Origin of the sequence: Streptomyces sp. SID14515 (assembly GCF_010548505.1) — a bacterium.
Classification (GTDB): Bacteria; Actinomycetota; Actinomycetes; order Streptomycetales; family Streptomycetaceae; genus Streptomyces; species Streptomyces caviscabies.
In genome coordinates this window covers 1-13,291 of record NZ_JAAGMH010000093.1, presented here as the reverse complement: position 1 = coordinate 13,291, position 13,291 = coordinate 1, and the positions used below count along the sequence as shown (strand labels likewise).

Here is a 13,291-nt window from a genome sequence, read left to right as displayed (position 1 = left end):
CGGGCCGCCCCGACACCGAGGACGTCTTCGGCGCCCACCTCGACCTGCTGTGCGTCCGCGTCGCGGTCCGGATCGCGGCCGCCGCCGACGAACAGCCGCGCGGCGCCGCCGTGCGCCGGCTCGCCGCCCGGGTCGCGGGCCAGGTCCACGAGGCGGCCCGCCGCTGTCTGGGCCCGGGCCAGGGCGAGCTGGACCGGGCGGCGTTCGAGGAGATCTTCCCCTGGCGCACCGGCTGGGCCTCCGCCGTGCTCACCGAGGGCCTCCTCGTCCCCGCCGGGGCGGGCTACCGCTTCGCCCACGAGGAGCTCGGCGACTGGGTGCAGGGCGCCCACCTCGACCTGGACGCCGCCCTGCGCTCCCTGGTGCACCGCTGGCACCGGGGGAGCACCGGCCCCGCCCCGCACCCCCACAGCGGCGGCGAACCCCGCAGCCTGCCCGTGCCCCGGCACCGCATCGGACCGGTGATCCAGGCGATGGTGCTCCTCGGCCGCCGCCAGGGCACCGCCGCGCTCGCGCACCGGATGGCCGACCTGATCGAGGCGCTGGACCGGCTGTGGACCGACGACGGCCCGCGCGACGAGGACGCCGCCTGGTGGGCGGCCCATCTGCTGAACGGCAGCCTGCTGCGGGTGCCCGACGCCCGCCCGTACCTCGGCGTCCTGCGGGTCCTCGCCGGGCGCATCACCCGCCGCTCCGCCGCACCCGACGGACCCGGCGACCTCGGGGCGTACGGCGAGTTCGGGCCCTGGTTCTGGCGGCGGCTGCGGCTGCCCGAGGAGGACCGGATCGACCTGCTCCGCCGCCTGGTGCCCGCCGACGGACTGCCCCGCACCGACGGCGACGAACGCTATCTGGACGCGGTCGCCCGCCGCCTCGCCCTCGACGCGCCGACCGTGCAGCCGCTGCTGTGCCGCTGGTTCACCGACGAACGCCCGCTGCTCGTGGGCCCCGACGCGCCGGACGTCCCGCTGCGCCCCACCGTCGCCGCCGCCGCGCAGGCCCTGCTCTACGCCCGCCGCGACCTCGCCCTCGACGACCTCACCGACGCGCTGATCGCCACCCCGCACCAACGGGCCGGGGAGCTGCTCCTGGCCCTCGCGGAGGACGAGCCCACCGCGCTCTGCCGGGCCGTCGAGCGCTGGGCCCGCGACGAGGACCGCCCGGCCCGCCGCTCCGCCGCCGCCCGGTACGCCGGACTCCTCCAGCAGCGGGTCACCGCCGAGGGCGACCGGGCCCTGCTGCGCTCCGCCGCCCTCGTGCTGCTGGACCGGCCCGAGGACGCCGAGCTGCACGCCGCCGCCCTCACCCTCCTCGTCCGCGACCCGGTGGCCAGGCGGAGCCACCTCCCGGCGGCCTTGCGCGCGTTCGCCGCCGGAGACTCCCGGCTCTCCGTCGAACTGCTCGCCGAGGTGTTCCCGGCCCACCCGGAGCCGGTCCTCGCCGCCCTCCGCGCCCGCCTCGCCCGCCCCGGCGACGGCGGGGGAGCGGTGCTGCGGGCGCTGGCCGGCCTCGACACGCCCGCGCTCGCGCTGCACGTCGCCGGACTCGTACGGGAGTACATCGACGCCCACCCCGAGGACGGCACGCACGCCGCCGAGTACGTCGACCTCCGCCTGGAGCACGGCCCCGCCGCCCGGGCGCTCCTGCTGCCCCTGGTCACCGGGCTGCTGCGGGACCGCCCCGCCCCGCCTCCGGTGCGGGCCGCGCTCGCCCGGGTCCTCGCCGGGGCCGGGAGCCCCGCGTCAGGGCCGCTGCGGGCCGAGCTGCTGGAGGTCCTGCTGGAGTTCGAGCAGGTCACCGGCCGGGACCCGGATGTGCTGGAGGCCCTGCTCCGGGCCGCCGCCGAGGGCTCGGGGCGCCGCCCGGAGATCCGTACCCGCGCCCTCGTCCACCGCACCGGAATGCTGCTGGTCCGCACCCCCGAGGGCGCCTCCCGCTTCGACCGGGGCCTGGTCGAACTCGCCCGCGAGGTGCCCGGATTCGCCGCACTCGTCACCCGCTGGCTGGCCGACGCCCCGCAGGAGTGGGCGGCGGTCGTGGGCCCGAGCGCCCGGCGCACCGTCGAGGCGTTGGAGACATCACGTCCGCCGATGCCGATGCCGATGCAGGCGGCGGGGCGTGAGCATGGCAGTCTTAGACCTGCGTAATCGACATACACACGTACACAGGTTCGGGCGAGGAGCGGTCACAGTGCAGCGCTGGCGTGGCTTGGAGGACATCCCCCAGGACTGGGGACGCAGCGTCGTCACCATCGGCTCCTACGACGGCGTGCACCGCGGACACCAGCTGATCATCGGCCGGGCCGTCGAACGCGCCCGTGAGCTGGGCGTTCCGTCCGTCGTCGTCACCTTCGACCCGCACCCCAGCGAGGTCGTCCGCCCCGGCAGCCACCCGCCGCTGCTGGCCCCGCACCACCGCCGCGCCGAGCTGATGGCGGAGCTGGGCGTGGACGCGCTGCTGATCCTGCCGTTCACCACCGAGTTCTCGAAGCTGTCGCCCGCCGACTTCATCGCGAAGGTCCTGGTCGACCGGCTGCACGCCAAGGCCGTCATCGAGGGCCCCAACTTCCGCTTCGGCCACAAGGCCGCGGGGAACGTCGCGCTGCTGACCGAGCTGGGCGCCACCTACGACTACACCGTCGAGGTCATCGACCTGTACGTCACCGGCGAGGCGGGCGGCGGACAGCCGTTCTCCTCCACGCTCACCCGCCGGCTGATCGCCGAGGGCGACGTCGCCGGGGCCGCCGAGATCCTCGGCCGCCCGCACCGGGTCGAGGGCATCGTGGTGCGCGGCGCGCAGCGCGGCCGGGAGCTGGGCTTCCCGACGGCCAACGTCGAGACCCTGCCGCACACCGCGATCCCCGCCGACGGCGTCTACGCCGGCTGGCTGGAGGTGAACGGCGAGTCGATGCCCGCCGCGATCTCGGTCGGCACGAACCCGCAGTTCGACGGCACCGAGCGGACGGTGGAGGCGTACGCCATCGACCGGGTCGACCTGGACCTGTACGGGCTGCACGTGGCCGTCGAGTTCCTCGCGTACGTCCGCGGCATGCTGAAGTTCGACTCGATCGACGACCTCCTGGTCGCCATGGCCGCCGATGTGAAGCGCTCCAGCGAGCTGGTCGCCGCGTACGACCGCACCCACTGACGTACCCGACCGTGCGTTCCGCCCCGGGACGACGGATGCTGACAGGGTGCGCGACATCCTGCCCGACCTCCGTGCCCGGTGCGCCGACGGCGTCCCCTTCGCCCTGGCGACCGTCGTCGCCGTGCACGGCAGCGCGCCCCGCGACCCCGGCGCGGTCATGGCCGTCGACGCGGCGGGCACGGTCCTCGGCAGCGTCTCCGGCGGCTGCGTCGAGGGCGATGTGTACGAGGTGGCCCGTGAGGTGCTCGCCGGGGCGGGGCCGCGCGTGGTGTCGTACGGGATCAGCGACGACGAGGCGTTCGGTGTCGGGCTGACCTGCGGCGGCACCATCGAGATCCTGGTGCGCGCGTACGCCTCGGAGGGCGAGCGGGCGGAGCTCGCGGCGCTGCTCGACCTGATCGCCGCCGACCGGCCGGTCGCCGAGGCCACCGTTCTGTCAGGCGAGGCGGAGACCGGCGCCCGCCTGGTCGTCCGCCCCGCCGACGCCGGGCCCACCACCGGCACCCTGGGGAACGAAGGGCTCGACGCGGCCGTCACGGACGATGCCCGAGGTCTGCTGGCCCAAGGGCTCACCGGCATCCAGCGGTACGGAGCGCACGGCCAGCGCCGGATGCAGGAGGTCGCCGTCTTCGTCCGGACGTACGCCCCGCCGCCCCGCATGCTCGTCTTCGGCGCGATCGACCACGCGGCGGCCACCGCCCGCATCGGCTCGTTCCTCGGCTACCGGGTCACCGTCTGCGACGCCCGCCCGGCCTTCGCGACCCGTGAGCGCTTCCCCACGGCCGACGAGGTGGTCCGCGCCTGGCCGCACACCTACCTGGAGTCCACCGAGGTCGACGCGCGCACGGTGATCTGCGTGCTCACCCACGACCCCAAGTTCGATGTGCCCCTGCTCGTCGCGGCCCTGCGCACGCCCGCCGCCTACATCGGGGTGATGGGCAGCCGCCGCACCCACCGCGACCGGCTGGCCCGGCTCCGCGCGGCCGGGGTGGACGAGGCGCACCTCGCGCGCCTCGCCTCGCCGGTGGGCCTCGACCTCGGAGCCCGTACGCCGGAGGAGACGGCCGTCTCCATCGCCGCCGAGATCATCCAGCACCGCTGGGGCGGCACGGGCCGCCCGCTCGGCGAACTGACCGGCGCGATCCACCGGGACCGATGAGTTCCGGCCGGTCCGGAGGTCAGCACACCGGAACACCCGCAGACCGATGCGTTCGCAGCCGGAGGACCCCATGGCCAAGCTGATCTACTCGATGATCACCTCGCTCGACGGCTACGCCGAGGCGGCGGAGGGCGGCCTCGGCGCCGGGGCCGAGGACCCGGAGGTGCACACCTTCGTCAACGACCTCTTCCGCCCCGTCGGCACCTACCTCTACGGCCGACGGATGTACGAGACGATGGTCTACTGGGAGACCGCGCTCGACGAGCCCGATCAGCCGCCGCACATCGCGCAGTACGCCCGCGACTGGCAGGCCGCCGAGAAGGTCGTCTACTCCACGACGCTCGACGAGGTCTCCAGCGCGAAGACCCGGATCGAGCGGTCCTTCCACCCGGAAGCGGTGCGCCGGCTCAAGGCCGGGGCGGACGCCGACCTCACCGTCGACGGCCCGAACCTCGCGGCCCAGGCCATCGCGGCCGGGCTGGTGGACGAGTACCACCTCTTCATCACCACGAGCGTGGTCGGCGGCGGCAAGCGGTTCTTCCCCGACGGTGTGCGCCTCGACCTCGAACTGGTCGAGGAGCGCGCCTTCGCCGCGAGTGGGCTGATCTACGCCCGCTACCGGACCCGTTGAGGACCCGGCCTCAGCTCGCCGGCAGTTCGGCGCTCTCGCCGCACGCCGCCGCCCAGTGGCATGCCACCTGGGTGTCACCACCTCCGTTCAGCACCGGCAGATCCACCGTGCGGCACGCCTCCGCCACCCCCGCCCGCTCCGCCTCGCCCGAGGCCAGCACCTGGCAGCGGACGTGGAACCGGCAGCCGGAGGGCACCTTCGAGGGGTCCGGCGGCTCCCCGGCCAGCACGACCGGTTCGCCCTCCGCCTCCGGGAGCACGGACAGCAGGGCGCGGGTGTACGGGTGCTGCGGGGCCGTGAGCAGCTGCTCGACCGGGCCCGTCTCGACGATCCGGCCCAGATACATCACCGCCACCCGGTCCGCGATGTTCCAGGCAAGGCCGAGGTCATGGGTGACCACCAGCGCGGAGAGCCCCAGCTCGTCGCGGAGCCGCAGCAGGAGGGCCAGGATCTCGCCCCGTACCGACGCGTCCAGCGAGGCCACCGGCTCGTCGGCCACGATCAGCTCCGGGTCCAGCACCAACGCCCCGGCGATCACGACGCGTTGACGCTGACCGCCCGACAGCTCGTGCGGGAAGCGCAGGAAGAACCGCTCGGGCGGCCGCAGCCCGGCCCGGGAGAGGGCTTCCGACACGGCCGCCCGCTCGTCGCCCGCGTACCCGTGGATGCGCAGCCCCTCGGCCACCGCGTCGTACACCGTGTGCCGGGGGTTGAGCGAGCCGCTCGGATCCTGGAGGACCAGCTGCACGCGCTTCCGGTACGCCTTGAGCGCCCGGCCCGTGTAGTCGAGCGGTGCGCCGCCGAAGGTGACCCGCCCCGAGGTGGGCGGGACCAGGCCGAGCAGCGACCGGGCCAGCGTCGTCTTGCCGCAGCCTGACTCGCCGACCAGCGCGACGATCTCGCCGGGCCGGATGTCGAGGTCGACGCCGTCGACGGCCCGGGCGGTGGCGGCCCCGCGCCGGCCGGGGAAGGCGACCTTCAGCGTCTCGGCGCTGAGCAGGGGAACGGTGCCGACCGGAGCGGGCCCGGCCTGAGGGGTGGTGCTCATCGGGTGCTCCTCGTTTCTTCGTCCCCGTGCTGTGCGCGGTCCGCGTCCACCAGCACACAGGCCGCCCGGCGCTCGCCCCCGGCCTCCCGCAGCTCCTGGTCCTCGGTGGCGCAGGAGTCCAGCGCCACCGGGCAGCGCGGATGGAACGTACAGCCGCCCGGCAGCGCCGCCGGGTCCGGCGGGTCGCCCGGCAGCCCGCGCGGGGCGTGCCGGGAGGACAGGTCGCCGATCCTCGGGAACGCGGCGGAGAGCGCCTTGCCGTACGGGTGGCGGGCATCCGCGTACACCTGACGGGCCGGGCCCTCCTCGACGACCCGGCCCGCGTACATCACCGAGAGCCGGTCGCAGGTGTCGGCGAGCACCGCGAGGTCATGGCTGATCATGATCAGCCCGACGTCCTGGTCGGCCACCAGCTGTTCGATCAGCCGCAGGATCTGCGCCTGGATCATCACATCGAGGGCGGTGGTCGGCTCGTCCGCGACGATCAGGCGCGGATCGCAGGCCAGCGCCATGGCGATCATCACGCGCTGGCGCTGTCCGCCGGACAGCTCGTGCGGATAGGCCTGGGCGCGGGCGGCGGGCAGCCCCACCTGCTCCAGCAGCTCGCCGGCCCGCTTGCGGGCGGCGGCGGGGGTGGCCCTGCTGTGCAGCAGGATCGGCTCGGCGATCTGGTCGCCGACCCGGTGCACGGCGTTCAGCGAGTGCATCGCGCCCTGGAAGACGATCGACGCCCCCGCCCAGCGGACCGCCCGCAGCCGGCCCCACTTCATGGTCAGGATGTCCTCGCCGTCGAGCAGGATCTCGCCGGACAGCGTGGCCGTCGTGGGCAGCAGCCGCAGCAGCGCGAGGGCCAGCGTCGACTTGCCGCAGCCGGACTCCCCGGCGATGCCGAGCTTCTGCCCGGCCTCCACCCGCAGATCGACGCCCCGTACGGCGGGCACGGCGTCGGCCCCGCCGCCGTAGGTGACGGTCAGATCCCGCACCTCCAGGAGCGGCGGATCGCCGGTGGGCTTCGTCGTGCCGGGCGAGCCGGACGGGTCCGGGTTCGGTGTGGTGGTCGTGGTGGCGGCGGTCAACGGGACACCCCCAGTTTGGGGTTGAGCACGGACTCGATGGCGCGGCCGCACAGCGTGAAGGCGAGGGCGACGACGGCGATGGCGAGTCCGGGCGGAGCGAGGTACCACCAGTTGCCGGAGGAGACCGCGCCGGCCTCGCGGGCGTCCTGGAGCAGACCGCCCCAGGAGACGATCGTGGGATCGCTGAGCCCGAGGAAGGCGAGGGTCGCCTCGGTGAGGATGGCGGTGGAGATCACGAGCGTGGTCTGGGCCAGCACCAGCGGCATCACATTGGGCAGGACGTGCCGCGACATGATGTGGCGGTGTCCGCCGCCGAGCGCCCGGGAGCGTTCGATGTACGGGCGGGACTCGACGGACAGTGTCTGGGCCCGGACCAGCCGGGCGGTCGTCGGCCAGGTCGTCACGCCGATCGCCAGGATCGTCGTCCAGACCGACCGGGACAGGACCGTGGCCAGCGCGATGGCCAGCACCAGGGTCGGCATGACCAGGAACCAGTCCGTGATCCGCATGACGACGGTCGCGTACCAGCCCCGGAAGTGACCCGCGGTGATCCCGACCAGGGTGCCGATCGCCACCGACAGGAACGCGGCGAGCAGCCCGACGGTCAGGGACACCCGGGTGCCCCAGAGCATGAGAGCCAGCAGACTGCGCCCGAACTGGTCGGTGCCGAGCGGGAATTCACCGCTCGGCGCCTCCATCGGGCCGCCCGGTGCGTTGGTCACGCTCTGCGAGTCGGCCCCCACCAGCAGCGGCGCGGTCAGCGCGAGCAGGGCGATCACCGCGAGCACGGCGAGGCCGACGAGCCCGGCCCGGTGCGTGCGGTACTGCCGCCAGAAGCGGACCACCGCCTGCCGCCGCCGGGCCCGGGTGAGTGCTCGTGGGCTCTGTCCCCGGACCTCCCCGGGGGGCTTGCGGGCGTCCGGCTCCCGCGGTTCGGAGGGCTTCTCCATCGACGTCGTCATCGGCCCACCCGGGGATCGAGCAGCGGATAGATCACATCGGCGAGCGTGTTCATCAGGATCACCGCGGCGGCGAACACGAAGAACAGCGCCTGCACCAACGGCAGGTCGGGCACGCTCAGCGCCTGGTAGAAGAGGCCGCCGAGCCCCGGCCAGGAGAACACCGTCTCCACCAGGATCGCGCCGGCCACCGTCGTACCGAGGTTCACGAAGAGCAGCGTCACGGTCGGCAGCATCGCGTTGGGCACGGCGTGCTTGCGGCGTACGAGGTCGTCGCGCAGCCCCTTGGCGCGGGCGGTCGTCAGATAGTCGCCGCCCATCTCGTCCAGCAGCGAGGAGCGCATCACCAGCAGCGTCCGCGCGTACTCCACGGCGACCAGCGTGACGACGGGCAGCACCAGGTGGTGGGCGATGTCCAGCACCCGGTCGAAGCCCTCGGTGTTCCCGGACTCCATACCGCCGGTCGGGAACATCCCGGGGATCGGACCGATGCCCACCGACAGGGTGATGATGAGGAGCAGACCGAGCCAGAACGAGGGCACCGAGTACAGCGTCAGCGCGAACGCCGTGTTGGCCCGGTCCCCGGCGCTGCCGTTGCGCCAGGCGGAGCGGGCGCCCAGCCAGATGCCGAGCAGCGTGTAGATCACGAAGGCGGTGCCGGTCAGCAGCAGGGTGGCGGGCAGCGCCTCGGCGATCTTGTCGACGACCGGGGCGCGGAACTGGTACGACGTACCGAAGTCGCCGGTCAGCGCCTTGCCGCAGTACTGCGTGAACTGCTGCCACAGCGGCAGGTCGAGCCCGAACTCGCGGCGCATCGCCGCGATCTGTTCGGTCGACACCTGACGGCCGCCGGTCATCTGCTTGACCGGGTCGCCGGGGATCAGCCGGAAGAGGAAGAAGCTGGTGACGAGGACGGCGAAGAGGGAGACGGCCGCACCGGCGATCTTGCCCGCCGCGTAGCGGGCGTAGGCGGCCGCGGAACGGGAACGCGGGGAGCGGGCCGACGGCCCGGCCGGAGCCGGGCCGCCGGATTCGGTGCTCTCCACGCCTGCCGCGCCCTTCAGCAGCGCGGGAGTGCTTTCTGAGCTCATGGACTATTCACGGTCTTCCGCGGTGGAGCGGCGACGCATGGCGAACAGGAGTCCGCCACCGGCGAGGACGACGACGGCGATCCCGACCCCGATGAGGACCCCGGTGGAGGAGCCACCGGAGTCGGAGGAACCGGACGAGGAGGCCCCGGCGGCCGGGACCGCCGACCACCAGCTCCAGTAGCCGTCCTGGCCGTAGATGTTGCCCGCGGCCGACGGCATGGTGGTGATGGACTCGATGTGGTCGGTGCGGTAGGCCTCGACGGCATTCGGGTACGCCATGACGTTCATGTACCCGGTGTCGTACAGCCGCGACTCCAGTTGCTTGACCAGATCCGCCCGCTTGGCGGGGTCGTACTCCGCCAGTTGCTTCTTGTAGAGCTCGTCGTACTGCTTGTCGCAGATGAAGTTGTCGGTCGCGGCCGACTCCTTCGCCTTGGACGGCAGGGCGGCGCAGGTGTGGATGGAGAGGACGAAGTCGGGGTCCGGGTTGACGGACCAGCCGTCGAAGGCGAGGTCGTACTCACCGGCGTACCAGGGGTCGGAGACGTTGTCGAGGCAGTCGACCTTCAGCCCGATGCCCTGCGCGCCCCACCACTCCTGGAGGTACTTGCCGATCGCCTTGTCGTTGGGGTCGGTGGCGTGGCAGAGGATACGGAAGTCGAGCGGCTTGCCGTCCTTGCCGACGCGCTTGCCCTGGCCGTTCTTCTTGTACCCGGCCTCGTCCAGCAGGGCCGAGGCCTTCTTCGGGTCGTAGGCGAGCTTCTGGTCGGCCGAGGGCTTCCAGAAGTAGTCGCCGAAGCGCGGCGGGATGTAGCCCTCGCCCTCGACGGCGTGGCCCTGGAAGACCTTGTCGATGATGGTCTTGCGGTCGACCGCCATGAACAGCGCGTGCCGCACCTTCTGGTCCAGCAGCGCCGGGTGGCCGTCGCCGAACTTCTGTCCGTCCTTGGTACGGGCTCCGGGGTTGACGGCGAGCGCGAAGAAACGGCGGCCCGGGGCGTCGTTCACCTTGATGTCCGGAGCGTTCTCCAGCGAGGCGGACTGGGCGGGGGTCAGGCTGGGGCTGCCCGCGACGAAGGAGACCTCACCCTTGCGCAGGGCGGCCACGGCCGCGTCCTGGTCCTTGTAGTAGCGGAAGACCAGCTCGTCGAACTTGGGCGAGCCGCGCCAGAAGTCCTTGTTGGCCTTGAGCTTCACATAGCTGTCGACCTTGTAGTCCGTCAGGATGAACGGACCGTTCCCCACGACGGGGAACTCCTTGTCGTTGTTGAACTTCGAGAAGTCGTCGACCTTCTCCCAGACGTGCTTCGGGACGATCGGCACATCGAGCGCGGCCATCGTGGCCTGCGGCTCCTTGAGCTTGATGACCAGCTTGTCCTTGCCGGGCGCGGTCACTTCCTCGAAGTTGCCGACGAAGCTGCCGTTGGAGGTCGCGGCGCCCTCGTCGGTCATCATCTTGTTGAACGTCCAGGCCGCGTCCTCGGCGGTGGCCTGCTGCCCGTCGGACCACTTCGAGTCCGAGCGGATCGTGTACGTCCACGTCAGCTTGTCGGCGGAGGGCTCCCACGCGGTGGCGAGGCCCGGGATCGCCTTGTTGTCCTTGGCGTCGTAGTTGGTGAGGTAGTCGTACATCAGCCGGTGGATGCTCGTGCTGACCAGCCGCTGCGCGAGGAACGGGCTGAGCGAGTCGACGCTCTGCGCGACGGCGACCGTGAGCGTCGTCTTCCCGTCGTCGGCGCGGGCCTCGGAGGGCGTGGGGGCGAGCGGATTTCCCGGGACGACGGACCCGGCGGCGAGCGCCAGGGCGGCCGCGCCGGAGGCCAGCAGGAGGCGCAGACGTCGGCGTGGCCGGGAGGAGCGGGTGGGGACTCTTGTGACCATGGACGGGGACCTCGCGTCATCACTCGCTGGGAGAAGGCGGGTAGATCTCTGGTTCGCCAGTTGGTGATGCGAAGGTTTATCAGCGGTGGTCGAGGCTCGTCAACGGTGTGTCAAACCGTGTGTGGGCTGCGGGAATGCGGAAGGGCTCGCACCGCGTGAGCGATGCGAGCCCTCATTGGTCTAAACCACTTCCGCCTGCTGCGGGCCTCCTGCCGGCCCTACTGCCGAGGTGCCGGCGGCGGCTGCGGAGGCGTCTGCTGCCAGCCGGCGGGAGGCACCGGACCGTGCAGGTCGGGCTGGCCTGCCGGGTTGCCCTGCCCGGCCTGCTGCTCCGGCTGCCCCTGCTGCGGCGCACCGGCCCCGGGCGCACCCGGTCCGGCCTGCGGCGGCGGCGCCTGCTGCCACCCGTTCTGCGGTCCGCCGGGGGCCGCCTGCGGAGGGTAGGGGGCCTGCGGAGCGCCCGGCTGACCCGCCGCCTGATATCCCCCGTACGGCGGCTGTCCGCCGTAGGGCTGCTGGGCGTACGGCGGCTGCCCGGGCTGCGGCTGCCCCGGGTGCTGCTGCTGCGGCGGATAGGGCTGGCCGGGGCCGGGCTGCTGCGGTGCGTACGGCTGCTGACCGGGCATCGGCTGGCCCGCTCCGGGCTGGCCGGGGATCTGCTGGCCCGCTCCGGGCTGACCCGGGATCTGCTGGCCGGGCATCGGCTGGCCCTGTGCCGGGTAGCCCTGCTGGCCGGGCAGCGGCGGGGCGTACTGCGGCGGCGGGTTCTGGCCGTCCGCCGTCCACAGCCCCTGCTGCTGCTGGGCCCGGGCGAAGTCCTCGGCCACCAGCGCCGAGAGGTGGAAGTACGCCTCACGGGTCTTGGGCCGCATCATGTCGAGGTCGACCTCGGCGCCCGCCGCCAGGTGCTCGTCGAACGGCACGACGACGACGCCCCGGCAGCGCGTCTCGAAGTGCTGAACGATGTCGTCCACCTTGATCATCTTTCCGGTCTCGCGGACGCCGGAGATGACGGTGAGCGAACGCTGCACCAGGTCCGCGTACCCGTGCGCCGAGAGCCAGTCCAGCGTCGTGGAGGCGCTGGACGCGCCGTCGACCGAGGGCGTCGAGATGATGATGAGCTGGTCGGCGAGGTCCAGCACCCCGCGCATCGCGCTGTAGAGCAGCCCGGTGCCCGAGTCGGTGAGGATGATCGGGTACTGCTTGCCGAGCACCTCGATCGCGCGCCGGTAGTCCTCGTCGTTGAACGTCGTGGAGACCGCCGGGTCCACGTCGTTGGCGATGATCTCCAGACCGGAGGGCGCCTGCGAGGTGAACCGCCGGATGTCCATGTACGAGTTGAGGTACGGGATCGCCTGGACCAGGTCGCGGATGGTCGCCCCGGTCTCGCGGCGCACCCGGCGGCCGAGCGTGCCGGCGTCCGGGTTGGCGTCGATGGCGAGGATCTTGTCCTGCCGCTCGGTGGCCAGCGTCGAACCCAGCGCGGTCGTCGTGGTGGTCTTGCCGACACCGCCCTTGAGGCTGATGACGGCGATCCGGTAGCAGGACAGCACCGGGGTGCGGATCAGCTCCAGCTTGCGCAGCCGCTCGGCCTCCTCCTTCTTGCCGCCCAGCTTGAACCGGGAGGCGGCGGAGGGGTTACGGCTGCTCTTGGCCTTCTGCTTGCCGCGCACCAGCCGGTCGGAGGAGAGCTCGACGGCCGCGGTGTACCCGAGCGGGGCGCCGGGCACCGACCGCTCGCGCTGGTCGTGCGCGACCGGGGTGGGCCAGGCCCCGCCCGTACGCGGGTCGACGGGCGGCTGCTGGTGCGGCGGCGGGGGCTGCTGCTGCCCGTACGCCTCCGGCTGCTGCGGGGCGACGGGCGCGGGGAGGTTCGGAGTGCCCTGGGCCGGGAACGGCGCGTTGGGCTGGGGCGCGTTGGCGGGCTGCCCCGGCTGTCCTTGCTGGGGTGCCGGTCCGGGCTGTCCCGGCTGGCCGGGCTGGGGGAAGCCGTAGCCGCCCTGCGGCGGGAAGCCGTAACCGCCAGCGCCCTGCGGGGCCTGGGGGTGCGCCTGCGGCGGCAGCGGTGCGCCGAGGCCGGGCTGACCGGGGTACGGCTGCTGCTGCTGCTGCGGCGGCTGGGGTGCCTGGGGCGTCTGCGGAGGCTGAGCCGCGTGGGGCGCTTGAGGTGCCTGGGCCGCCTGTGGGAAGCCGTAGCCGCCGGGCGCCTCGTTCGCCGGTACGGCGCCGGGCCACTGCGCCGCGGGCTGCGGCGCGGAGGGCGCCGGGGCGGCCGGCTGGAAGGCGGGCGGCAGCGGCG

At 73.2% G+C, this 13,291-nt stretch carries 9 protein-coding genes and 1 pseudogene; 4 read left to right on the top strand and 6 right to left on the bottom strand.

Annotation, left to right across the window (positions count from 1 at the left end; translation table 11 throughout):
- From G3I54_RS20190 to G3I54_RS20175, 4 genes and pseudogenes are all read left to right on the top strand, one after another.
- Nucleotides 1–2,147, top strand: a pseudogene (locus tag G3I54_RS20190) (serine protease); the annotation flags it as partial.
- Between the two features lie 43 nt (nt 2,148–2,190).
- Nucleotides 2,191–3,147, top strand: coding sequence for a bifunctional riboflavin kinase/FAD synthetase (locus G3I54_RS20185; protein ID WP_164616271.1), 957 nt, complete (start codon nt 2,191–2,193; stop codon nt 3,145–3,147).
- Between the two features lie 46 nt (nt 3,148–3,193).
- Nucleotides 3,194–4,306 (top strand): XdhC/CoxI family protein, encoded by a 1,113-nt coding sequence (locus G3I54_RS20180; protein ID WP_164616270.1) that lies wholly within the window; start codon nt 3,194–3,196, stop codon nt 4,304–4,306.
- A 70-nt stretch (nt 4,307–4,376) separates the two neighbouring features.
- Entirely contained in the window at nt 4,377–4,937 is a 561-nt protein-coding gene (locus G3I54_RS20175) for a dihydrofolate reductase family protein (protein WP_164616273.1), read from the top strand.
- A gap of 10 nt (nt 4,938–4,947) precedes the next feature.
- Here the strand turns inward: G3I54_RS20175 and G3I54_RS20170 are convergent, their stop codons facing one another.
- The 6 genes from G3I54_RS20170 to G3I54_RS20145 all read right to left on the bottom strand — a co-directional run.
- A complete protein-coding gene (locus G3I54_RS20170) occupies nt 4,948–5,985 on the bottom strand; it encodes an ABC transporter ATP-binding protein (protein ID WP_164616269.1) in 1,038 nt (345 codons plus the stop codon).
- A complete protein-coding gene (locus G3I54_RS20165; RefSeq protein ID WP_164616268.1) occupies nt 5,982–7,061 on the bottom strand; it encodes an ABC transporter ATP-binding protein in 1,080 nt (359 codons plus the stop codon). Before G3I54_RS20165 ends, G3I54_RS20170 begins: the two co-directional genes overlap by 4 nt.
- On the bottom strand, nt 7,058–8,023 hold the full coding sequence (locus tag G3I54_RS20160) for an ABC transporter permease (RefSeq protein WP_203686792.1): 966 nt from the start codon (nt 8,021–8,023) through the stop codon (nt 7,058–7,060). Before G3I54_RS20160 ends, G3I54_RS20165 begins: the two co-directional genes overlap by 4 nt.
- The gene (locus G3I54_RS20155; RefSeq protein WP_164616267.1) at nt 8,020–9,111 is read right to left on the bottom strand and encodes an ABC transporter permease; all 1,092 of its coding nucleotides are present in this window, start codon (nt 9,109–9,111) and stop codon (nt 8,020–8,022) included. The genes G3I54_RS20160 and G3I54_RS20155 overlap by 4 nt, the downstream gene beginning before the upstream one ends.
- 3 nt (nt 9,112–9,114) lie before the next feature.
- Nucleotides 9,115–10,992: an ABC transporter substrate-binding protein gene (locus G3I54_RS20150; RefSeq protein WP_164616266.1), complete on the bottom strand. Its 1,878-nt coding sequence runs from the start codon at nt 10,990–10,992 to the stop codon at nt 9,115–9,117.
- 218 nt (nt 10,993–11,210) lie between these two features.
- A partial coding sequence (locus tag G3I54_RS20145; RefSeq protein WP_164616265.1) for a MinD/ParA family protein occupies nt 11,211–13,291 on the bottom strand: 2,081 nt, incomplete at its 5' end.

What these genes read in the sequence shown, in the direction of transcription:
- G3I54_RS20160 (WP_203686792.1), bottom strand. Translation starts at nt 8,023, where the DNA reads ATGACGACGTCGATGGAGAAGCCCTCCGAACCGCGGGAGCCGGACGCC.
- G3I54_RS20155 (WP_164616267.1), bottom strand. Translation starts at nt 9,111, where the DNA reads ATGAGCTCAGAAAGCACTCCCGCGCTGCTGAAGGGCGCGGCAGGCGTG.
- G3I54_RS20175 (WP_164616273.1), top strand. Translation starts at nt 4,377, where the DNA reads ATGGCCAAGCTGATCTACTCGATGATCACCTCGCTCGACGGCTACGCC.
- G3I54_RS20170 (WP_164616269.1), bottom strand. Translation starts at nt 5,985, where the DNA reads ATGAGCACCACCCCTCAGGCCGGGCCCGCTCCGGTCGGCACCGTTCCC.
- G3I54_RS20150 (WP_164616266.1), bottom strand. Translation starts at nt 10,992, where the DNA reads ATGGTCACAAGAGTCCCCACCCGCTCCTCCCGGCCACGCCGACGTCTG.